This is a genomic window from Bacillus sp. SRL337 (assembly GCF_984799155.1).
This window is the reverse complement of sequence record NZ_OZ481793.1, coordinates 3148925-3171250: the sequence shown is the minus strand read 5'-3', so window position 1 is coordinate 3171250 and position 22326 is coordinate 3148925. Positions and strand designations below refer to the sequence as shown.

The following is a 22326-nucleotide window of genomic DNA, read 5'->3' as shown; positions in this document are numbered from 1 at the left end:
GGAGCGATCATTATGATAAAAAAGCTGTTAGTCGCAAATAGAGGAGAAATTGCTGTACGTGTAATCCGTGCCTGCCGCGAAATGGGAATAGAAAGTGTGGCTGTTTATTCCGAAGCCGACAAGGAAGCACTGCATGTTCAATTAGCGGATGAGGCTTATTGTATCGGACCTACAGCAAGTAAAGACAGTTACTTGAACTTTACCAATATCATCAGTGTGGCCAAACTGACGGATTGTGACGCCATCCATCCTGGTTATGGATTCCTGGCTGAAAATGCCGATTTTGCAGAGTTATGCCGTGAATGCAATATTACGTTTGTTGGACCTTCACCGGAAGCCATCTCCAAGATGGGGACTAAGGATGTAGCAAGAGAGACGATGAGAGAAGCAGGAGTGCCAATCGTGCCGGGTTCACAAGGAATCGTGAAAGATGCAGCTGAAGCTGTTTCCTTGGCAGAGGAAATTGGATATCCTGTCATCATCAAAGCAACTGCCGGAGGCGGAGGAAAAGGAATCCGAGTAGCAAAAACAGAACAGGACCTTATTAAAGGTGTGAATATCACCCAGCAGGAAGCGGCAACAGCTTTCGGTAATCCGGGTGTCTATATTGAGAAGTTCATTGAGGATTTCAGGCATGTTGAAATCCAGGTGCTGGGAGATAACTTCGGAAATGTGATTCATCTCGGCGAAAGGGACTGTACCATTCAAAGGCGTCTTCAGAAATTAATTGAAGAAACACCATCTCCTGCACTGGATGGGGAAACAAGGGAGCAGATGGGACAGGCGGCCGTGAAAGCGGCAGAGGCTGTTGATTATTCAGGAGCCGGCACAGTGGAGTTCATTTTTGACCATGTCAACAATACATTCTATTTCATGGAGATGAATACCCGTATCCAGGTAGAGCATCCTGTGACAGAACAGGTTACGGGTGTCGACCTAATCAAAGAACAAATAAAGGTTGCCTCCGGAGAAAAGCTGTCGCTGAAACAAGAAGACATCGAATTCAACGGCTGGTCAATGGAATGCCGTATCAATGCAGAGAATCCTGAAAAGAATTTCATGCCTTCTGCAGGGAAAATTGAATTGTATCTGCCTCCAGGAGGTCTTGGAGTAAGGGTCGACTCTGCTGCTTATCCGGGTTATACCATTCCCCCATACTATGATTCCATGATTGCCAAGCTGATAACGTACGGGGCGACAAGGGAGGAAGCCATAGCAAGGATGAAGCGGGCATTAAGCGAGTTCGTTATCGAAGGTGTCCACACGACGATTCCTTTCCACCTGAAGGTCCTTGACAACGAAACCTTCGTAAGCGGTGATTTCAACACGAAATTCCTGGAATTACATGAGGTAATGAAGTCCTAATCAATGCTGTGTTATAATAGAAATATGATAAAGGCGAAATCAGTGGAGGTGTACATTCATGGCTGAAAATCAAAACCAAAACCAAGCCCTGCTGCAAATGTCTCACGGGAAAGATGGTTTAGGTAAAATTGAAATAGCACCCGAGGTAATTGAAGTCATTGCAGGCATTGCGGCGTCAGAGGTTGAAGGCGTTGCTCAAATGCGCGGTAATTTTGCCAGCGGTGTAGTTGAACGACTGGGCAAGAAAAACCATGGTAAGGGAGTCAAGGTCGAACTTGCAGAGGAAGGCATCCAGGTGGATGTTTACTGCATCATGCAATTCGGCGTCTCGATCCCCAATACCGCTCAAAAGATTCAAGATAATATCAGACAAGCGCTTCTTAATATGACTGCGCTGGAAGCTGAAGAAGTCAACATCCATGTTGTCGGTGTGCAATTTGAAAACCAAAAGATTGAACAGGACCTCGAAGAAGAACAGTAAGTCTTGTGCAGTTCAATACTGGTAAACAAAAAACCAAAGGCCCAGGCCTTTGGTTTTTTGTTTGGAAGCTCAATATTGACAGAGTGCCTCAAGTTTGTTTATTTCTTGCCAATCCAACCTGTGGTGTTTTTACATAACACCAACCTTACAGCCATATTTGGTTTTAAAGCATTTGACTATTAGCTCCAGTGGTTCCAAAGAGTGGATCCCGCATTTGTTTTTCATTTTCCCTGCTCCTGTGGGAATAGAGGGACAGGTGAAATCCTGCAGGGCATCACCGCCGGCCATGCCGATCTCCGGTACCTGCGGCTGAGATAAAATAATGCAATATTTTTTCACGCTGCAGGATTTATAAATGGATAATTTTCTGAATAGAGGATTAATTGGTGTTTGCGTGCTTTCACAGGCTTAGTTATGCTATTATCATTGATATGATGAAATCTGATAAGATTAAAGGAGTATAAAGTAATGAAAAGACGTACAGCGCGTGAAAAAGCTTTACAAGCGTTATTTCAAATGGACATGTCCGGAATGACTGCCGATGAAGCATTGACAAATGTATATGAAGAAGCAGCTTCTGATGAATATCTTGAAGCACTGGTAAAAGGTGCGACAGAGCATAAAGCGAAAATTGATGGATTAATCAAAGAAAATCTTGAAAAATGGTCATTTGACCGGCTGGCGAAAGTTGATAAAAATATCCTGAGGGTAGCGGTCTATGAACTGTTGGAAGCTGATGACGTACCGAATAAAGTTGTCATCAATGAAGCAATTGAAATTGCCAAGACGTATGGGGACGACCAATCAAGCAAATTCATTAATGGCGTGCTTTCGAAAGTGAATTCGACGATTGAAGAACAGGCCGAGTAAGGGGGAATTCGATGCCCGCAAAATTAATTGATGGAAAGAAGATTGCCCACCATTATAGAAATTCCATCACCGAAGAAGTGAAGCAATTAAAACAAGAGGGTGTAGTCCCCGGTCTGGCGGTGATCCTGGCAGGTGAAAATCCTGCATCGCAAACCTACGTGAGGATGAAGCGCAGGACCTGTGAAGAAATGGGCATCCACTCTGTATTGGTTGAGTATGACGATAATGTGAGCCAGAATGAGCTATTGGGGAAAATTGACGAGTTGAATCACGATCCTTCCATCCACGGTATCCTTGTACAACTTCCCCTTCCCGAAGGAATCCAGACGGAAAAGGTCATTGAACAGATTTCTCCGGAAAAAGATGTCGATGGATTTCATCCTGTCAATATCGGAAGGATGATGATTGGAAAAGATACATTCCTGCCATGTACCCCTTATGGAATCTTAAAGATGCTTGAATTTGAAAATATCAAGCTTGCAGGAAAACATGCCGTCGTCATTGGGCGCAGCAATATTGTCGGGAAACCGGCAGGCCAGCTTCTGCTAAGGGAAAATGCCACCGTGACCTATTGCCATTCAAAAACGGAAAACCTGTACTCTTATACGAGAACTGCCGATATATTGATTTCTGCTGCAGGAAAAGCGGGGTTTATTCACGGGAATGATATTAAGCCGGGTGCGGTTGTCATTGATGTAGGGATGAACAGAGACAAAGATGGGAAGCTCTGTGGAGATATCGATTTTGACAGTGCCAGGAATATTGCTGGTTATATTACACCGGTACCAGGCGGAGTAGGTCCAATGACCATTACAATGCTTATGTTCAACACCATGAAAAGTGCCCGCGACACCTTAAAGTAATTGTATAGGACATTCAGATGTATTATTTGTTAAAATAATAATGATCCTTAACTAAAGGCTGCGTTCCCGACAAAGGAAGCAGCTTTTTGTTAAGGATCATACATAAAGATATGAATTGAAATGCCGCCTTTGGAGACACGTATAATCGGCTGAGGGGGAGATGGATAAAGTGATGGAAAATCCTCAATACCTGACAATCCAGGCGTTGACGAAATATATAAAAAGAAAGTTTGATAAAGATCCCCACCTTTCAGGCGTCTATGTTAAAGGGGAGATCTCCAATTTCAAACGACATTCAAGCGGTCACATGTACTTTACTCTTAAGGATGAAAGAGCCAGGATACTGGCTGTAATGTTTGCTTCTGCCAATGCCTCCATGAAATTCACTCCTGAAAATGGCATGAAGGTTTTAGTCAGGGGGGACATTTCCGTTTACGAGGCTGGCGGCCAGTATCAAATTTATGTTAAAGAAATGCAGCCGGATGGAATAGGTGATCTATTCCTCGCTTTTCAGCAGTTGAAGGAAAAGCTGGAAAATCAGGGGCTTTTTGATGAAGCCAGAAAGAAGCCGCTCCCGAAATTCCCGCGTAAAATCGGGGTGATTACTTCGCCGACAGGTGCTGCGGTCAGAGATATCATTACTACAATTGAACGGCGATATCCAGTTGGCGAGATCTTGATATATCCTGCGTTGGTTCAAGGAGAACGTGCACCCCAGTCAATTGCTGATTGTATAAAGACAGCAAATGAAAATAAAGATATCGATGTATTGATTGTTGGCCGGGGCGGAGGTTCAATAGAAGAATTGTGGGCTTTCAATGAAGAACGGGTCGCACTAGCAATTGCCGAATCCTTTATCCCGATCATATCTGCTGTTGGCCATGAAACCGACTTTACAATTGCCGATTTCGTTGCGGATATGAGAGCTCCTACCCCTACGGCTGCCGCGGAACTGGCTGTCCCTCATATTGATGAGCTTTTGGAACGGGTGCTGAGCCGAAGGATTCTGCTTATAAGAGGTATGAAGGCACGATTGGACAGTGAAAGGGCGAAATTAAAAAATATCAGCACTTCAATGGTGTTCAGAAATCCCCGAAGATTATATGAACAGAAAATTGAGGCAGTTGATCGATTGACCGAGCAGCTGAATAGAGCCCGGCAAGTGAGGATGCAAACCCAAACGGATAAATTGGCCCATTTAGCTTCCAGTCTAAAAAGGGTCCATCCGGAAAGGCTATGGGAACAGAAAAAGGATCATCACCGTCGTTTGGCTAAACAATTGCAAACTAATTTTACAAATATATTGAAAAACAAGCAGAATGACTTTAGAAGGACGATATCCACCTTGGAGGCATTAAGTCCATTGAAAATCATGGATAGGGGATACAGCTTGGTTTATTCTGAAAATGAAAAACTGGTCAAAACAAAAAAGACTGTCAAAGAAGGGGATAAAATAACGGTACACCTTCAAGATGGAAAACTGCATTGCCACGTCAATACTATTGAGGAGAGTGAGAATTGATGGCTGAAGAGAAGAAAATGTCATTTGAAGAAGCAATTGAAAGACTCGAAAGAATTGTTCAGCGGCTAGAAGAGGGAGAAGTCCCGCTGGAAGAAGCACTCAATCAGTATCAACAGGGAGTGGAACTGTCAAAATACTGTCACGATACATTAAGACATGCCGAAAAACAAATGACGAAGTTAATGACTGATCAAGGAGAAAAAGAGTTCTCTTTATCTGAGGAGGAGAATTCGTGACCGCTCTATCGCTTGAATGTTTTACCGTAACGTATAAAAGACTGGTTGAAAACAAGCTTGATGAGCTGGTACAAAGGCTGGAGGCTCCGGAGAAAGTGAAGGAGGCAATGGATTATTCCCTGAAAGCTGGAGGGAAAAGAATACGGCCCATTCTCCTGCTTGCCACACTGCAAGCTTTCAGAAAGGATCCAAAGATCGGATTGGAGGCAGCGGCGGCCCTTGAAATGGTTCATACATATTCTCTTATTCACGATGATCTGCCAAGCATGGACAATGATGATTTGAGGAGGGGGAAACCGACTAATCATAAGGTTTATGGTGAGGCTGCGGCCATACTAGCAGGAGATGGTCTCCTAACCTACAGCTTTGAAGTGCTTGCGGGTACTACAAAGGAGGTATATGCTGAAAAGAGCCTTCAGCTGATTTCATTGTTAGCGAAAGCTGCAGGCCCCGAAGGAATGGTAGGAGGACAGGCAGCAGATATGGAGGGAGAAAACCAATCGCTGTCGGTAGAAGAACTGGAATACATCCATAGAAACAAAACCGGCAGGCTTCTTGCTTACGGTGTAATGGCAGGAGCCATTCTGGCAGACGCCACCAAGGAGCAGATAGACCTGCTGGAAACGTATGCTTTCCATATCGGCCTGGCATTTCAGATACAGGACGATATACTGGATGTGGAGGGCAGCGTGGAAAAAATCGGCAAGCCGGTCGGAAGTGATGAAACCAAGTTCAAGAGCACCTATCCGGCGCTTTTAACCCTGAATGGTGCTAAAGAAAAGCTGCGTTTTCATTTGGATAGAAGCAAGGCTGCCCTTGCTGCATCCGATTTGGAAAACGATCTTCTCGTCCAAATTGCCGATATGATTGCCTCTCGTGACCATTAATCAGCCTATTTGAGAATTTGTTTGATTTATGCTATAATCAAGGTAATTGAATAGGGATGGTGCAGTATTCTAGTCAATCTACCAGTTCCGAAGGTGGGCCTAAAAATCCACTAAAGGGCACATCGATGAAGTTCCTTGTTTCGGCTTGAGGCGCCCAGCCTTGGGTCGAAGCTGGGAGTAAGGTGCAAGGGCGATCCACAATGGCATGTGGGCGTTGACCCTTGCACCGCGGAGGTTCCGTTCAGGCCGGCATTATGCATGAGCAATCAGGACGGAGTATAGACCTGCAATGCGGCAGCAACCGCTAGCAGCGTAGCCTGCCTTGAGTGAAGTGTGAGGGGATTATGGTTACAAGGTACACATCAGTTGGCCATTGGTATGTGCTTTTTCGCCCATATGAAATCCACTTTGCAAAAGAGGCTAAGAACCTGGTTAAAGGTTGCTGAGGAAAACTCCTAGACTGTTCCATTTGTGACATACTTTGAGGATTATGGTGCGGACTAAGTGGTAATCCAGTCTAACTGCTGGTGACACAGTTAAGTCGGGTTTAAAGGGAAACCGCCGGTATGGCGACATCCGGTACCTGATTGGGAAAACCTACTGGACCTAAGCTGCAATTTTTACTCAATGTATGACCATCCCTTTACATATGAAATCCGGGATATTAATATAACATAGATTTTTAATAAGAAACGGTGTGTAAGTACCTGATGAAAGATGTAATGAAAAACTCAATAAAATGGAGTATTAGCATTGCCGTTATCACGTTTGTGTTAGCGGCTCTTTTTTCAATCTTTTCCAACTTGATATTAAATGAAGTTACCTGGGTGATCGGCCTGATCGTAGTGCTTATCATTGTTTTTATAGGTATCTTTTTTGATATGCTGGGAATAGCTGCCACGGCCGCTGATGAGACCCCTTTCCATGCGATGGCAGCTAAAAAGGTATACGGGGCCAGGCAGTCCATCAGGATTGTCCGGAATGCGGACCGTTTCGCGAGCTTTTGTAATGATGTAATCGGAGATATATCCGGAATCATAAGTGGTGCTGCAGCGGCGATTGTGCTAGTCGGCTTGACACTTGATTTACAGATTAACAGCGGATCGCCGGTAGAATATACCTTCAATGTCCTCCTGACAAGCTTGATAGCAGCTTTGACAGTAGGCGGGAAAGCTCTCGGTAAGACGTTAGCGATCCAATACTCCAAGGATATTATCTTTCAAGTAGGAAAAGTGTTACAATTTGTTGAGGATAAATTTCACATTAGCATAATTAAAGACAAAAAAGACAAAAAAGATAAAAACCGAAAAAAACGTTAAAATTGAAACAAAACATTTAGTTGAAAGTTGGTGAACTGGATGGATCTGTTATCAATTAAAGACCCTTCCTTCTTAAAGTCGTTATCACAGCAAGAGCTTGAAGAACTGAGCAAGGATATTAGAAAATTTTTAATAGAGACGTTATCAAATACGGGCGGGCATATCGGACCCAACCTTGGTGTAGTTGAGCTCACCATTGCCCTGCACAAATGTTTCGACAGTCCAAAAGACAAAATCATCTGGGATGTCGGGCATCAATCGTATGTACACAAAATCCTGACCGGGCGCGCAGGGCAATTTGGAACCCTGAGGCAGTACAAAGGTTTATGCGGGTTTCCGAAAATGGTGGAAAGTGAACACGATGTATGGGAAACAGGGCATAGTTCTACTTCTTTATCTGCTGCAATGGGAATGGCCATTGCAAGGGATGTAAAGAAAGAGGATTCATTCATTGTGCCGGTAATCGGGGATGGGGCGCTCACGGGCGGTATGGCGCTAGAGGCTCTGAATCATATCGGCCATGAGCAAAAAGATATGATCGTTGTCTTGAATGATAATGAAATGTCCATTGCGCCAAATGTTGGTGCCCTTCATAATGTACTTGGCCGTTTGCGTACAGCGGGCAAGTACCATTGGGTAAAAGATGAGTTGGAATATATCCTGAAGAAAATCCCTGCCGTCGGCGGAAAATTGGCTGTAACGGCTGAGAGAGTAAAAGACAGCCTGAAATATTTATTTGTATCAGGGATGTTTTTTGAGGAAATGGGCTTCACGTATCTTGGACCAATTGATGGTCATGACTATAATGACCTTTTTGAGAATATCCAGTATGCGAAAAAGACTGGAGGCCCGGTGATTCTGCATGTCATCACCAAGAAAGGGAAGGGCTTTCAACCCGCTGAGACCGATAAAAAAGGGACATGGCATGGTACCGGTCCATACAAGATGGATTCAGGTGATTTAATCAAACCAGTAAATGCACCTCCTTCCTGGAGCGGGTTGGTCAGTGAAACCGTCCGCAGGCTTGCGAGGGATGATGAAAGAATTGTGGCCATTACTCCGGCTATGCCGGTTGGGTCCAAATTAGAAGGGTTTGCGAGTGAATTTCCTGACCGGATGTTTGATGTCGGGATTGCCGAACAGCATGCTGCCACGGTTTCAGCAGGGCTTGCGACACAAGGCATGAAACCATTCCTTGCCATCTATTCCACATTCCTGCAAAGAGCTTATGATCAAGTGCTGCATGATATCTGCCGCCAAAATCTGAATGTTTTCATCGGCATTGACAGGGCAGGCCTTGTCGGGGCCGATGGGGAAACACATCAGGGTGTATTCGATATTTCCTTCATGCGCCACCTGCCTAATGTCGTTTTGATGATGCCAAAAGATGAAAACGAAGGGCAGCATATGGTCAATACCGCCATCCAGTATGACGAAGGTCCTATTGCACTGAGGTTCCCTAGAGGCAATGGATTGGGAGTTGAAATGGATAAGGATCTAAAGACTATCCCTATCGGTCAATGGGAAGTATTAAGAGAAGGAAACGATACGGCCATCCTGACCTTCGGTACAACCATACCGATGGCCCTTGAAGCGGCAGAACAGCTTGAAAAGCAAGGAGTTTCGGTTAAGGTCGTAAACGCACGTTTCATAAAACCCCTGGATGAAGAAATGCTTTCCGGCATAATGAGTGAAAATATGCCGATATTAACAATAGAAGAGGCGGTACTGCAAGGTGGATTTGGCAGTGCAGTCCTTGAATATGCGCATGACCATGGTTTTAAGGAAGTAACAATTGAACGTATCGGCATACCTGATAAATTCATTGAGCATGGCAGTGTTAAAGAATTGCTAAAGGAAATCGGAATGACGACAGAGAATGTCGTCGACCGGATTCACACCATGACACCAAAAAAACAAAAAAGGGCATGAAGATGAAAGTGAAAAAACAAAGATTAGACGTAGTCCTGGTAGAACGGGGGCTGGCGGAAACACGAGAAAAAGCTAAAAGAGCTGTGATGGCAGGCTTGGTATACACCAAGGAATCCAGGCTCGATAAGCCAGGTGAAAAGGTCAACGAAGATATTCCCCTTACAATAAAAGGAAATGTTCTCCCGTATGTAAGCAGAGGCGGATTAAAGTTGGAGAAAGCTTTGGAGCAATTTGAGCTTAGTGTCGAGGGGAAGACCATGATTGATATTGGCTCCTCTACCGGTGGGTTTACGGACTGTGCCCTTCAAAATGGGGCGGCACTGTCCTACGCACTCGATGTAGGATACAATCAGCTCGCATGGAAATTGAGGCAGGATGAAAGAGTCGTCGTTATGGAAAGGACCAACTTCCGGTATGTAAAACCGGAAGATTTGGTTGCTGCCCTCCCGAATTTTGCTACAATCGACGTTTCGTTTATTTCCCTTTCTCTCATTTTGCCTGTGTTGAAAACATTGCTTGTTCAAGACAGTGACGTTATAGCATTGATCAAACCACAGTTTGAGGCAGGTAAAGAACAAGTGGGGAAAAAAGGGATCGTGAGGGATCCAAAGGTCCATTTATCAGTGATCGAGAAAATTGTCCAGCTTGCCATCCGCGAAGGCTACGATGTAAGGGATCTTTCTTATTCCCCGATAACCGGTGGTGAGGGAAATATCGAATTTCTCATTCACTTATCGTGGCATGGTGAGAAAGAAGCAGGCGAAAACCACCTGGCATACTCCATCCAATCAGTAGTAGATGAAGCCCAAAATGAATTTAAATCAAAGTAGAAAGAATAAACACCTCGTTTATTCTTTTTCTTTTTAGTGGTGGAAAATAGAAAGACAGATTGACGAAGAATTATTTTTTTCAACTGATGCTGAGAATTTAGTTGGATCAAGAGGAAGGTGCACATTTCCTGCTGCGGCAGCCTGAGACCAGTTCAGCCGGCAAAGACTGGAAAGCTCCATGACTATTGCGCAAAAGAACTCAGCATTCGTTCTTTTGAATCGAGCATCATGACCAGTCTGTTAGCGCACTTCCCTGCTCCTTCTTCCGTATCCAGCTTCGTGGTATAACTGCTTTAAACTTCAGTCGTTCTCCATGCAATAGCATCGATTGCCTCTGTTCGTTCTGTTTTCGTTTATCTGCCTTCCGGTCCTTATGCCATTCCGCGGGACCCATTTTTTTTTTAATTCACCACCTGCAGAGGAAATTCTCATATGGATTGTTTTTTATTGTGATAATAATATAAATAAGCTAACATGAATATAGAAGTATAAATATACAGCTAAACAAGTAAGAGGTGTGGGAGTTATGATGAATAAAGGGCAAAGGTTGATTAAAATCAGGGAACTCATTTCCAACCATGATATAGAAACCCAGGATGAACTTGTCGACCGGTTGAAGAATGCTAATTTCAATGTCACGCAAGCCACCGTATCCCGTGATATCAAAGAACTTCATCTGGTGAAGGTTCCACTGATGGACGGCCGTTATAAATACAGCCTGCCTGCAGACCAGAGGTTCAATCCGCTTCAGAAACTGAAAAGAACACTGACTGATGCGTTTGTTAAAATTGATTCAGCAGGGCATATGCTTGTAATGAAAACGCTGCCGGGAAATGCAAATGCCATCGGTGCCCTGATTGATCACCTGGATTGGGAAGAAATTCTTGGAACGATATGCGGTGATGATACATGTTTGATTATTTGTAAGACTGAACAAGATACAGAAAAAATTTCGCAGCAATTTCTAGATATGCTCTAATTGAGGTGAAACAGTATTGTTACAGGAACTTTCGATTAAAAATTTTGCGATCATTGACGAACTGACCGTCTCCATTGAGGAGGGCCTTACTGTTCTCACTGGCGAGACGGGTGCAGGTAAATCCATCATCATTGATGCAGTCCACTTGCTTGTAGGAGGCAGGGGCTCATCCGAATTCGTCAGGCACGGTGAAAAAAAGGCTGAGATTGAAGGATTATTTACCTTAGAAGAGGGATCACATCCCTGTTATAAAAAAGCAGCTGAATTTGGCATCGACATTGAAGAAGGAATGATTGTCCTGAGAAGGGATATTTCCAGCAGCGGAAAGAGTGTCTGCCGCATTAACGGCAAGCTTGTGACCATCGCAATCCTCAGGGAGCTAGGTTCCACTCTTATTGACATCCATGGGCAGCATGAACATCAAGAACTGATGAACGAAACACTCCATCTTACCTTGCTGGATCAATTTGCCTCAAGGGAACTAAAGTCTTCCCTTCAAAATTATAAAGAGGTATTCAAAGAATTTGAGGCAGTACAAACCCGTTTGAGAAAATATAACGAAAATGAACAGGAAATGGCCCATAGGCTTGATTTGATTCAGTTTCAGCTCTCTGAAATTGAAAAAGCAGGGCTGGTGCCTGGTGAAGATGAGGCACTTTTAGAAGAGAAAAATAAGCTGATGAATTTCGAAAGGTTGTTTGAGTCCCTGCAAAATTGTTATAACAGCATACAAGGTGAGGGACGGGGGCTTGATTGGGCAGGCCTGGCCATGAGCCATATCGAGGGTGCTGCAGGCGTAGATTCCAAATATGATCGCCTTATGGAGACGATTTCTAACAGCTATTATTTGCTTGAAGAGGCAGCGGCGTCTGTACGTTCGGAATTGGATGAACTTGAATTCGAACCGGACAGGCTGAATAGTATAGAAAGCCGTCTGAATGAAATTAACACATTAAAAAGAAAATATGGAAATTCAATTGAAGAAGTCCTGGAGTACAGCGCCCAAATTGAAGAAGAAATTGAAACGGTGACCAATAAAGATATGGTGATTCATGATTTGGAGGAGAAACTAAAGTCGTTGGAAAAAGACCTATATTTAGAGGCCGAACAGCTTTCGGGAATACGCAGGAAAGCTGCCAAAAGACTCACTGCCCGGATTCATGAACAATTGAAAGAGCTATACATGGATAAGACCACCTTTGAAGTTCGTTTTTTGCAAGAGCCTTCAGAGACGAAACCGTTCAAATATAGAAAAGATGGGGCAGATCAGATAGAATTTTACATTTCCACCAATCCTGGTGAACCATTAAAGCCTCTTTCAAAAGTCGCCTCCGGCGGAGAGCTTTCGAGAGTCATGCTGGCCTTGAAGACAATCTTTTCTAAACACCAGGGGATTACTTCCATCATTTTTGACGAAGTGGACACTGGTGTCAGCGGCAGGGTTGCCCAAGCGATTGCGGAAAAGATCCATCAGGTTTCAATTAATTCACAGGTAATGTGTATCTCCCATCTTCCACAGGTTGCCGCAATGGCAGATTCACATCTCTACATTGCTAAAAAGACAACAGGCGGGCGGACAAGCACGTCTGTGACCGCATTGAACCAAGAGGAGAAAATACGCGAAATCGGCCGCATGATATCAGGTGTGGAAATTACGGAGCTTACAAGAGAGCATGCCAAGGAACTGCTGGTTCTTGCAGAGTCAATTAAAAGCAAGTGAAACGATCAGCTCCAGGACTATTAAGGTTCTGGGGCTTTTTTGTTATAAGGAAAATGTATAAAACAACATCATCTGTGTAAATTTAACTTTATTATGTATGATTCCAAAATAACTATTCACCTTTTACAGTATTCCCACAGCTATCCAAAATGGGTAGCTTTTTTTCTTTGCCGCAGGTTATAAATGTTCAGTATCAAGGCAAAATTAAAACTGTAGCCAAGAAGAAAGTGTGTGTGGATTAGAAGCGAGGAGAGTGAAAAAATGAATTCAGATTTATTCAGGAAATTGATTGGTGGAATTCTCCTTGTTTCACTTTGCTTCATAGGTTTTATAAAACCTGTTCAACAATATATACAATTGCCAAATAAAATAGTCATGACGCAGGGTGAAAAAGTTCTACTTCCTAAGGCAGCTTCAGTATCTGCAATGGCAGCACCCCATTCGAAATTGGCTTTGAGTGATACACGGAATGCCTTAACGATTCATGGTGACAATGTCGGTAAAGAAGAGGTCCTGCTTGAACTGGCGGGTGTACCGATAAAAAAGGTTGATGTAGAAGTCATTAAAGACTTTCGAGTTATTCCTGGAGGACAGTCCATTGGAGTGAAACTCAATACTCTGGGTGTCCTTGTTGTAGGGCATCATTTAGTCCAGACAGAAGATGGCAAGGTATCCCCTGGTGAGAAGGCAGGAATACAAGTCGGAGATATGATCACTGAAATAAACGGGACAAAGATAGAAAAGATGGCAGACGTGGCACCTTTTGTTCAAGAGGCAGGAGAAAAGAAGGATGCTCTAGAGGTTGTCTTAAGAAGGGATAAAGAAGAGGTTAAAACAGAGTTGCAGCCAATGAAGGACAGTAATGAAAATTCCTATAAGCTGGGCCTGTATATACGCGATGCGGCAGCAGGTATAGGTACAATGACTTTTTATGATCCAAAGTCGAAGAAATATGGAGCCCTTGGTCATGTGATTTCAGATATGGATACAAAGAAACCAATTGTAGTCGAAAATGGCGAAATTCTTCACAGCACGGTCACGTCAATTGAAAAAGGCAGCAATGGTAAGCCTGGTGAAAAGCTCGCAAGATTCACTGGTGAAAAAGATGTCATCGGAGATATTACACGAAACAGCCCGTTTGGAATATTCGGAAAACTCAACAGGGATATACAAAATGGCATGCTTGATAAGGCATTGCCGATTACATTGTCCCACCAAGTTAAGGAAGGTCCTGCCCAGATATTGACAGTTGTTGATGGGGAAGAAGTGGAACTTTACGATATTGAAATCGTGAGTACGGTTCCGCAAAAATTTCCTGCCACTAAGGGCATGGTTCTAAAGGTGACCGATCCAGACCTTTTAGAAAAAACGGGGGGGATTGTCCAGGGTATGAGCGGAAGTCCGATCATCCAGGACGGCAAGCTGATTGGAGCAGTCACTCACGTTTTTGTTAATGATCCCACTTCTGGTTACGGTGTTCATATTGAATGGATGCTGAATGAAGCCGGAATAGACATTTATCAAGAAGAAAGAAAGCAAGCAAGCTGACAGACGGGTGATACCGTCTGTTTTTTTGTGGTCCCCGCGAGCACAGTGAAGGCTCGTTTGAAGGGGAGAATGGTCAGAACGTAATTACCAGGAGGAAAACGGCACGAAGTGGAAAAGCGTTGAAACGACTAAAGGAAACGAGCCCTCAGAAGGAGTCATCCCAATCTGAAAGGCGTGAGGAGAAACCTGTTCTTAAAAAGGAGGAAAAGCACTTTGTGTTGTAGAATACACATACTCCGAGACAAAGATACACTTGGAAAGGGCTGAGCAAGAGGGGGGAACAGTTTTAGCACCTGCTTACTAATAACCAATGAGCTCGTGTTTTTTTATCATTCAGAATCTGATAAAATGTGCCTGTAAAGATTTTTCGACAAACTAATAAACCTAATATCGAATATGGTCGAAATTAAAAGAAAACTAAAGGAAATCAAAGAAAACATTTAATTTTTGAGTTTTTTTTGAAAAATAAGAGGATTTCTTATTGCTTTGTCGAAAATTTACTTTAGAATAAACAATAGAGCTTGGATATGGATAATATCGGATCGAGGAGGAAAATTAGTGAATTCAATTAAAGTTTGTGTAGTAGATGACAATCGGGAACTAGTATCTTTACTGGAGGAATATATTTCATCCCAGACAGACATGGAAGTTGTCGGGGTAGCTCATAACGGTCAGGAGTGCCTGGAACTTTTGGATGAGGTTGAACCGGATGTCATTGTATTAGATATTATTATGCCTCACCTGGATGGTCTGGCTGTCCTTGAGAGGATCAGGGAACGTTCTGTTGTGCCTAATGTAATTATGCTGACTGCTTTTGGGCAGGAAGATGTAACGAAAAAAGCTGTGGATTTAGGTGCTTCTTACTTCATTTTGAAACCTTTTGATATGGAAAACCTAGTAAGCCATATCCGTCAAGTTAGTGGGAAATCAAGTCCGGTATTTAAAAAATCTTCTTCCATGTCACGATCTGCTGCAGAATCGAAACCTAAGAATCTGGATGCCAACATTACAAGCATCATTCATGAAATTGGTGTTCCTGCTCACATTAAAGGCTATCTTTATTTAAGAGAAGCCATTTCAATGGTCTACAAAGACATTGAACTGCTTGGATCCATTACTAAAGTCCTATATCCTGATATTGCCAAAAAGTTTAATACTACCGCGAGCCGTGTGGAGCGTGCCATCCGTCATGCGATTGAGGTCGCATGGAGCCGCGGAAACATCGATTCTATTTCTAATTTGTTCGGCTATACAGTAAGCATGAGCAAAGCTAAACCGACAAACAGTGAGTTCATCGCGATGGTTGCGGATAAGCTTCGCCTGGAACATAAAGCTTCTTGAAAGAGTGAGGAGTAAACGCACTTATTTTGCTTATACAGAAAGGCTGTTTTCGCATTCATTGTTGCTTTCGGAAATATCCTAAGAGCCGGATTTTTCTCTTGTTCCATGGATTTCCCCTCGAAACAGGCAGAGCAGCTTTTTTTCTCTCCTGCTTACAGGGGCGGATCCGGTGATTGACCAAAATGAATTTGCCATTCATATTGATAGCAAACAAAGTTTACGAAAAGAGCCCACAGAAAAGAAAGAGCAGAACCTGGTAAATCATTTGGTTTACCAGGTTTTATTTTCGTATTATAGGTTAGGAAGGTATAAACGGTAGTGACCGTTATCCAACTATAATTTCGAACTGAATGGAGTGTTAGTATGACCTTTGTTTTTGCACACCGGGGCTCGGCGGGAACACATCCCGAAAATACAATGGAAGCTTTTAAAGAAGGAGAACGCGTTGGAGCTGACGGGCTTGAGCTGGATGTCCAACTTTCTAAAGATGGGGAAATTGTGGTCATTCATGATGAAACTGTCGACAGGACGACGAATGGGAAGGGATTCATTAAAGATCTGAGTTGGAAAGAAATTAGAAAACTCGATGCCAGCTTTAAATACAAAAAGTTCCTGAAAAAAGCCAGGATTCCTGCTTTGCGGGAAGTTTTTGAGTGGATGGCAGCGAATGGCATGGTTTGCAATATAGAATTGAAAAATGGTGTCATTCCTTATCCTCATCTTGAGGAAAAAGTAATCTCGCTGATCAATGAATTTGGTTATCAAAACAGGACAATCATTTCTTCCTTTAATCATTATTCAATCGTTCAATGTTACAGGCTTAATCCAAATATCGAAATTGCCCCTTTGTATTCCAACGGTCTGTTTATGCCTTGGGTTTACGCACAGTCCATCCACGCCCGATCTATTCACCCTAATATAAAGGTAGCGCCGGATGCGCTCATCGTTGATTCCATGAAAGCTGGAGTTGATGTGAGGCCATATACCATCAATGATGAAGCCTTGATGAAAAGACTCTTCAATATTAACTGCTCAGCGATTATAACTGACTACCCTGAGAAAGCAGTTGCACTAAGGGGCTTAAGGCCGGTCTGATGTTTGAAGAAAATTTGTTGTTTCAACACAAAAAATCTATCCAGGTGAACGGGATAGATTTTTTTATTTGTCCAGCTCCTTAAATGGCCGCTTTGGGGAATAGTCCCAAAAGTTTTTCCCTGTCTGGACAGGGAGGAGAGCTATGTTCATTCTTCTTGCTTATAAGGATTCTCATATGGATTAGTAAGAAATTATTTAAAAATCCATATACAAAATTTAAGCGGTGTGCCTTTCTAATTATCCTTAAACCGGTCTTGCACCTTATTTCTTTTTCGATCTCTATGAAGTATGAAACCTGCTATAAAGCCCAATCCGCCTAAAAAAAACAGAAGTCCGGCGATGAATTGCAGCCATAAAGCCGGAAAGGGCGGCTGCAGGATTCCAAACAGCATGTCTCTCATTAATTTGATCCCCAGAGCAGCCAGTATTCCTGGAATCAGCATGATGATTAAAGCAATCAATCTTTGCATACCTGTATTCTCCTCATATCGTTGTTCACCAGTCATTATATCATAGTTGAAATTTGTCAGCTAAAGGAACTTACGCTACAATAATGAGTATGAAAGATATTGCAATCTCAATACCAAGAGGTGGAAAGAAGTTGCAAAAGGTATTATTAGTAGGCGGTGGAAAAGGTGGAATCGCCATTCTTAAAATCATTAAGGAATCCTCGGTTTTGGAAGTGGCTGCTGTTTGCGACTTGAATGAGGATCGTCCGGGCATCGATTATGCCAAGGAGAATGGAATTCCTTACGGAAGAGAATGGAGAGACTTTCTGAGTGAAGAAATAAATATCATCATTGAAGTAACTGGAGATCAAAAGGTATTTGAGGAGTTAAGGGACTCAAGAGGCAGGAATACAGTTGTAATCCCGGGTAGTGTTGCCTTTTTAGTGGCAAACCTTCTTAAGGAAAAAGAGCACTTGATTGATGAAGTGAAGAATGAAAACTTCAAACGGAACCTCATCCTTAATTCTACTGATGACGGGATGGTAGGTATCGATACCAGTGAAACGATCATCCTGTTCAATCGCAGTGCTGAAAAGATGATAGGGATTTCTGCTGATGAGGCATTGGGAAAGCATATCTATGAAGTTATTCCAAAAAGCGAGCTGCCCAGGGTGCTCGAATCGAGACGAAATGAGATAAACAAAGAACTGATATTGGAAAATGGTTTGAAAATCATTACCAACAGGATACCGATGATTACTGAGGATCAGGAGGTCATTGGTGCTTTTTCAGTGTTCAAGGATATCACGGAAGTGGTGAACCTTGCCGAGGAGATAACTAATTTAAAAGAAATACAAACAATGCTCCAGGCAATCATCCAGTCAAGTGATGATGCCATATCGGTGGTAGACGAAGAGGGAAAAGGGATGCTGATCAACCCGGCTTATACAAGGATAACCGGACTGGCTGAAGAAGAGATCATCGGAAAGCCGGCGACTGCTGATATTTCAGAAGGGGAAAGTATCCATTTAAAGGTGCTTCAAACCCGCAGGGCCATCAGGGGAAGCAAGATGAGAGTCGGTCCCAATAAGAAGGAAGTTATTGTCAATGTCGCCCCTATCATTGTTGATGGGAAGCTTAAAGGCAGTGTCGGTGTTATTCATGATGTATCGGAGATTCAGTCTCTGACTACTGAACTTGACCGAGCCAGACGGATTATCAGGACATTGGAAGCAAAATATACATTTGATGATATCATCGGTACTTCTGAAGAAATGAAACTGGCTGTCGAGCAGGCGAAATTGGGGGCAAAAACCCCTGCGACGGTTTTGCTGAGAGGTGAATCCGGTACAGGCAAGGAGTTATTTGCCCATGCCATTCACAATGCAAGTGACAGGAAATACAACAAATTCATACGGGTCAACTGTGCAGCCATTTCTGAAAACCTGTTGGAAAGCGAGCTTTTCGGATATGAAGATGGAGCTTTTTCCGGTGCGAAACGAGGCGGAAAAAAGGGATTGTTCGAAGAAGCCAATAATGGCAGTATCTTTCTGGATGAGATAGGTGAATTGAAAGCGGATACGCAGGCGAAACTTTTGCGTGTACTGCAGGAAAATGAAATTGTCAGGGTTGGCGGTGCGAAATCCATCAGTATCAATGTACGGGTCATTGCAGCCACTAATGTAAATCTGGAAAAAGCTATTTCCAGCGGTAATTTCCGTGAGGACTTATATTACAGGCTTAACAGGATGCCGATTCAAATCCCGCCGTTACATACGCGAAAGACGGATATTCCTTTATTATGCGAAGTCTTGATTGAAAAGATCAATCAGGATTACGGGCGGAATGTGGAAGGGATCCAACCTTCTGCGATGGACAAGCTGATGGAATATCATTGGCCAGGAAATGTGCGGGAATTGGAAAATATACTGGGAAGAGCCATTATCTTCATGAAATACAATGAGACAATGATTGAACCTGAGCATCTTCCATTCATGGAGAAATTACCGGCAAGTAATCAGGAAGCGCAACTAGTCGGTGGAACGAGCGACCGGGATCTGGGGTCACTGATTGAGGAGTATGAAAAGAATATTATTAAGCAGGTTTTAGAGCATAATAAAGGAAATAAAACGGCTGCTGCCAAAGCTCTGAATGTATCTGTTCGAAATTTATACTATAAGCTCGATAAATATAAAATTGAAACGAATAGCATGCAAAAGTTTGCAGACTAAGAAAAAACCTGCATGTTTTTTCTTGGCTAATAAAGCGTTTTCAGCACTTTTGAGTTGGCATGATTCTTGCGTGTTGTTAAAGTGGATAGAAAGTTTTGAGGGAAGGGGTTGAAACAACTTATGAAGTTAGATCACTTAATAGAACAGGCAACCCGTTTGAAAGATGCGACAGTTGCAGTGGCTGCAGCGGAAGATAGTGAAGTGCTCGAAGCTGTCTCTATGGCGGTTGAACGCGGCATGGCGAAATTTTTACTGTTTGGGGACAGTGAAAAAATAAATGGGATATTGGAAGATGTCTCTCCGCATCTTGTCAATAACCCAGCGATATCCATTTTGCATTCAACTAGTATAAAAGAGTCTGCGGAATCTGCTGTGAGGGCTGTCAGGAATAATGAGGCAACTACCCTGATGAAGGGTAATATATCCACATCGGTCATCCTTAAAGCAGTGCTGAACAAGGAGTTTGGGCTCAGGACTGGCAATGCTCTATCGCATGTGGCTGTTTTTGAAATACCAGGCTATGACCGACTGAAGATTTTAACGGATGCCGGCATGAATATAGCTCCAGATTTGGAGCAAAAGGTACAGATCATCAACAATGCAGTTGGAGTGGCGAATGGAATCGGGATGGATAATCCGATAGTGGCCCCTTTAGCCGCTGTTGAAGTGGTCAATCCTGCGATGCAGGCTACAGTCGATGCGGCGGTTCTGACACAAATGAATAGAAGAGGTCAGATTAGAGGCTGTGTAGTCGATGGCCCCCTCGCACTGGATAACGCTGTTTCACTTGAAGCCGCAGAACATAAAGGGATTCGCAGTGAAGCTGCAGGAAAAGCTGATATCCTGCTTGTTCCAAATATAGAAACAGGCAATTCACTTTATAAATCACTCATCTATTTTGCAAGAGCGAAAGTAGGGGCTGTCATTGCGGGAGCTAAGGCGCCAATTGTCCTTACTTCGAGATCTGACAGTGCTGAGAGTAAATTATATTCACTCGCACTTGCCATTTGTACTGTTTCAAAATAAACGTAAAAACATTTACTCAGGGAGGAATATAAAATGAAAATCTTCACTTATATGGAAAAATACGATTATGAGCAATTACTTTTCTGTCAGGATGAGAATTCTGGATTAAAGGCGATTATTGGGATCCACGATACAACATTGGGACCTGCCCTTGGCGGTACACGCATGTGGACATATGACTCAGAAGAAGCAGCAATTGAAGATGCACTTCGCCTGGCAAAAGGAATGACTTACAAAAATGCTGCTGCCGGCCTTAATCTTGGCGGTGGTAAGACGGTTATCATCGGTGACCCGCGCAAGGATAAGAACGAAGAAATGTTCCGTGCATTCGGACGTTTCATCCAAGGCTTGAACGGGCGCTACATAACAGCAGAAGATGTAGGTACTACAGTAGCGGATATGGACCTCATCCATGAAGAAACAGATTATGTGACGGGTATCTCACCAGCATTCGGTTCTTCCGGGAATCCTTCTCCTGTAACGGCATACGGGGTATACCGCGGAATGAAGGCTGCTGCGAAGGAAGCTTTCGGTACCGATTCCCTTGAGGGCAGGACAATTGCAGTTCAAGGTGTAGGTAATGTGGCATTCACACTATGCCGTCACTTGCATGAAGAAGGTGCCAACCTGATCGTTACAGATATCAATAAAGAAGCAGTTCAGCGTGCAGTGGATGAATTCGGTGCAAAAGCAGTGGACATTAACGAAATTTACAGTGTGGACTGTGATATCTATGCGCCATGTGCACTTGGTGCGGTAATCAATGATGAGACAATTCCTCAAATTAAAGCGAAAGTAATTGCAGGTGCTGCAAATAACCAGCTTAAAGATACTGCGCACGGTGATACGATCCATGAAATGGGAATCGTTTATGCTCCTGACTATGTCATCAATGCCGGCGGTGTTATCAACGTAGCTGATGAGTTATACGGTTATAACCGTGACCGCGCTATGAAGAAAGTAGAGCAGATTTACAACAACGTAGAGCGTGTCATTGAAATTGCAAAACGTGACAATATCCCGACATATCTTGCAGCTGACCGCATGGCTGAAGAACGAATTCAAAGAAACCGTAAGTCACGCAGCCAGTTCCTGCAAAACGGAAAGCATATCCTGAGCTACCGCTAATCTGCCGGCAAGAAACGCTTGGCTTCCTAGAGGCGAAGCGTTTCTCCGTTTAAGGGAAGGCTGTCAAATGATGTGAAAAAGATGAATTTGCATTCTGTTTCTTTCTTTGTAAAGAGCATCATGCTTTTGAGAGTCCCATGATAGAAGGGTACACTTCTTTTTCAATTCGGACCTCTGATCTTTAAGCAGGTTGATCGGAACTGCAGGAAGCGGCAGCCTCCTGCGGGAGCAGGGGGACTCGTTTAACTCCGGCGGCCGGCACCTGGCAGATTTCGATCTCTCTCCCTGCGATAAGTCATCATTGACTCCAGCTGGTCGTGATTCCATTTTTCTCATGCAAGAGCCTTCCAATCTTTACGGTGCTGAACGGCCGCTTCGCTTTTCAGTAGGGGCAGCAGAGGAGGCTCACCGCCTGCCCCGCGGGCCGTGAATCATGGATAGGAAACCAACAATCTTTTCAATAGCAAACAAGGGGTGCGGAGATCTAGAAAAAAGGGGCCACTA

20 protein-coding genes are annotated in these 22326 nt (G+C 43.4%); 19 read left to right on the top strand and 1 reads right to left on the bottom strand.

Features of this window, described 5'->3' with window-relative positions; translation table 11 throughout:
* Positions 1-12: 12 nt before the first annotated feature.
* The 15 genes from accC (at position 13) to AC4E8A_RS16095 (ending at position 16988) form a co-directional block, all read left to right on the top strand.
* The gene (gene accC, locus AC4E8A_RS16165) at positions 13-1365 is read left to right on the top strand and encodes an acetyl-CoA carboxylase biotin carboxylase subunit (RefSeq protein WP_490194389.1); all 1353 of its coding nucleotides are present in this window, start codon (positions 13-15) and stop codon (positions 1363-1365) included.
* Between the two features lie 58 nt (positions 1366-1423).
* Positions 1424-1846, top strand: coding sequence for an Asp23/Gls24 family envelope stress response protein (locus tag AC4E8A_RS16160; RefSeq protein ID WP_490194388.1), 423 nt, complete (start codon positions 1424-1426; stop codon positions 1844-1846).
* Positions 1847-2314: 468 nt separating this feature from the next.
* The gene (gene nusB / locus AC4E8A_RS16155; RefSeq protein ID WP_490194386.1) at positions 2315-2716 is read left to right on the top strand and encodes a transcription antitermination factor NusB; all 402 of its coding nucleotides are present in this window, start codon (positions 2315-2317) and stop codon (positions 2714-2716) included.
* Between the two features lie 11 nt (positions 2717-2727).
* Positions 2728-3579 (top strand): bifunctional methylenetetrahydrofolate dehydrogenase/methenyltetrahydrofolate cyclohydrolase FolD, encoded by an 852-nt coding sequence (gene folD / locus AC4E8A_RS16150; protein WP_490194384.1) that lies wholly within the window; start codon positions 2728-2730, stop codon positions 3577-3579.
* A 172-nt stretch (positions 3580-3751) separates the two neighbouring features.
* Positions 3752-5101 carry an exodeoxyribonuclease VII large subunit gene (gene xseA / locus AC4E8A_RS16145; protein ID WP_490198901.1) on the top strand — a complete coding sequence of 450 codons (1350 nt, stop codon included), beginning with the start codon at positions 3752-3754 and terminating at the stop codon, positions 5099-5101.
* Positions 5101-5337 carry an exodeoxyribonuclease VII small subunit gene (gene xseB / locus AC4E8A_RS16140; RefSeq protein WP_490198899.1) on the top strand — a complete coding sequence of 79 codons (237 nt, stop codon included), beginning with the start codon at positions 5101-5103 and terminating at the stop codon, positions 5335-5337. The genes xseA and xseB overlap by 1 nt, the downstream gene beginning before the upstream one ends.
* Entirely contained in the window at positions 5334-6224 is an 891-nt protein-coding gene (locus AC4E8A_RS16135) for a polyprenyl synthetase family protein (RefSeq protein WP_490194382.1), read from the top strand. The genes xseB and AC4E8A_RS16135 overlap by 4 nt, the downstream gene beginning before the upstream one ends.
* A gap of 722 nt (positions 6225-6946) precedes the next feature.
* Entirely contained in the window at positions 6947-7543 is a 597-nt protein-coding gene (locus AC4E8A_RS16130; RefSeq protein ID WP_490194380.1) for a hypothetical protein, read from the top strand.
* Positions 7544-7582: 39 nt separating this feature from the next.
* On the top strand, positions 7583-9475 hold the full coding sequence (gene dxs, locus AC4E8A_RS16125) for a 1-deoxy-D-xylulose-5-phosphate synthase (protein WP_490194378.1): 1893 nt from the start codon (positions 7583-7585) through the stop codon (positions 9473-9475).
* Between the two features lie 2 nt (positions 9476-9477).
* A complete protein-coding gene (locus tag AC4E8A_RS16120) occupies positions 9478-10305 on the top strand; it encodes a TlyA family RNA methyltransferase (protein ID WP_490194376.1) in 828 nt (275 codons plus the stop codon).
* A gap of 529 nt (positions 10306-10834) precedes the next feature.
* Positions 10835-11284, top strand: coding sequence for a transcriptional regulator AhrC/ArgR (gene ahrC / locus AC4E8A_RS16115; RefSeq protein WP_490198897.1), 450 nt, complete (start codon positions 10835-10837; stop codon positions 11282-11284).
* 16 nt (positions 11285-11300) lie between these two features.
* Positions 11301-13004, top strand: coding sequence for a DNA repair protein RecN (gene recN, locus AC4E8A_RS16110; protein WP_490194374.1), 1704 nt, complete (start codon positions 11301-11303; stop codon positions 13002-13004).
* Positions 13005-13265: 261 nt separating this feature from the next.
* On the top strand, positions 13266-14552 hold the full coding sequence (gene spoIVB, locus AC4E8A_RS16105) for a SpoIVB peptidase (protein ID WP_490194372.1): 1287 nt from the start codon (positions 13266-13268) through the stop codon (positions 14550-14552).
* A gap of 558 nt (positions 14553-15110) precedes the next feature.
* Positions 15111-15893: a sporulation transcription factor Spo0A gene (gene spo0A / locus AC4E8A_RS16100; RefSeq protein WP_490194370.1), complete on the top strand. Its 783-nt coding sequence runs from the start codon at positions 15111-15113 to the stop codon at positions 15891-15893.
* A 363-nt stretch (positions 15894-16256) separates the two neighbouring features.
* The gene (locus AC4E8A_RS16095) at positions 16257-16988 is read left to right on the top strand and encodes a glycerophosphodiester phosphodiesterase (RefSeq protein ID WP_490194368.1); all 732 of its coding nucleotides are present in this window, start codon (positions 16257-16259) and stop codon (positions 16986-16988) included.
* A 233-nt stretch (positions 16989-17221) separates the two neighbouring features.
* On the opposite strand, the gene AC4E8A_RS16090 is transcribed toward AC4E8A_RS16095, so the two are convergent.
* On the bottom strand, positions 17222-17458 hold the full coding sequence (locus AC4E8A_RS16090) for a DUF2627 domain-containing protein (RefSeq protein WP_490194366.1): 237 nt from the start codon (positions 17456-17458) through the stop codon (positions 17222-17224).
* A gap of 131 nt (positions 17459-17589) precedes the next feature.
* Between AC4E8A_RS16090 and AC4E8A_RS16085 the strand changes: the two genes are divergently transcribed.
* The 4 genes from AC4E8A_RS16085 to AC4E8A_RS16070 all read left to right on the top strand — a co-directional run bounded on the left by AC4E8A_RS16085 (position 17590) and on the right by AC4E8A_RS16070 (position 22252).
* Complete coding sequence (locus AC4E8A_RS16085) at positions 17590-19668, top strand: sigma-54 interaction domain-containing protein (protein WP_490194364.1); 2079 nt, start codon at positions 17590-17592, stop codon at positions 19666-19668.
* Positions 19669-19788: 120 nt separating this feature from the next.
* Positions 19789-20694: a phosphate butyryltransferase gene (gene yqiS / locus AC4E8A_RS16080; protein ID WP_490194362.1), complete on the top strand. Its 906-nt coding sequence runs from the start codon at positions 19789-19791 to the stop codon at positions 20692-20694.
* Positions 20695-20727: 33 nt separating this feature from the next.
* Positions 20728-21822: a branched-chain amino acid dehydrogenase gene (gene bcd, locus AC4E8A_RS16075; protein WP_490194360.1), complete on the top strand. Its 1095-nt coding sequence runs from the start codon at positions 20728-20730 to the stop codon at positions 21820-21822.
* 190 nt (positions 21823-22012) lie between these two features.
* Positions 22013-22252 carry a hypothetical protein gene (locus AC4E8A_RS16070; protein ID WP_490194358.1) on the top strand — a complete coding sequence of 80 codons (240 nt, stop codon included), beginning with the start codon at positions 22013-22015 and terminating at the stop codon, positions 22250-22252.
* Positions 22253-22326 lie beyond the last annotated feature (74 nt).

Bases quoted from the DNA above. Each gene is read 5' to 3' on its own strand.
- yqiS (WP_490194362.1), top strand. From the start codon at position 19,789: ATGAAGTTAGATCACTTAATAGAACAGGCAACCCGTTTGAAAGATGCG.
- xseB (WP_490198899.1), top strand. From the start codon at position 5,101: ATGGCTGAAGAGAAGAAAATGTCATTTGAAGAAGCAATTGAAAGACTC.
- AC4E8A_RS16090 (WP_490194366.1), bottom strand. From the start codon at position 17,458: ATGCAAAGATTGATTGCTTTAATCATCATGCTGATTCCAGGAATACTG.
- accC (WP_490194389.1), top strand. From the start codon at position 13: ATGATAAAAAAGCTGTTAGTCGCAAATAGAGGAGAAATTGCTGTACGT.
- spoIVB (WP_490194372.1), top strand. From the start codon at position 13,266: ATGAATTCAGATTTATTCAGGAAATTGATTGGTGGAATTCTCCTTGTT.
- AC4E8A_RS16120 (WP_490194376.1), top strand. From the start codon at position 9,478: ATGAAAGTGAAAAAACAAAGATTAGACGTAGTCCTGGTAGAACGGGGG.
- dxs (WP_490194378.1), top strand. From the start codon at position 7,583: ATGGATCTGTTATCAATTAAAGACCCTTCCTTCTTAAAGTCGTTATCA.
- ahrC (WP_490198897.1), top strand. From the start codon at position 10,835: ATGAATAAAGGGCAAAGGTTGATTAAAATCAGGGAACTCATTTCCAAC.
- AC4E8A_RS16095 (WP_490194368.1), top strand. From the start codon at position 16,257: ATGACCTTTGTTTTTGCACACCGGGGCTCGGCGGGAACACATCCCGAA.
- AC4E8A_RS16130 (WP_490194380.1), top strand. From the start codon at position 6,947: ATGAAAAACTCAATAAAATGGAGTATTAGCATTGCCGTTATCACGTTT.
- nusB (WP_490194386.1), top strand. From the start codon at position 2,315: ATGAAAAGACGTACAGCGCGTGAAAAAGCTTTACAAGCGTTATTTCAA.
- xseA (WP_490198901.1), top strand. From the start codon at position 3,752: ATGGAAAATCCTCAATACCTGACAATCCAGGCGTTGACGAAATATATA.
- folD (WP_490194384.1), top strand. From the start codon at position 2,728: ATGCCCGCAAAATTAATTGATGGAAAGAAGATTGCCCACCATTATAGA.
- bcd (WP_490194360.1), top strand. From the start codon at position 20,728: ATGAAAATCTTCACTTATATGGAAAAATACGATTATGAGCAATTACTT.
- AC4E8A_RS16160 (WP_490194388.1), top strand. From the start codon at position 1,424: ATGGCTGAAAATCAAAACCAAAACCAAGCCCTGCTGCAAATGTCTCAC.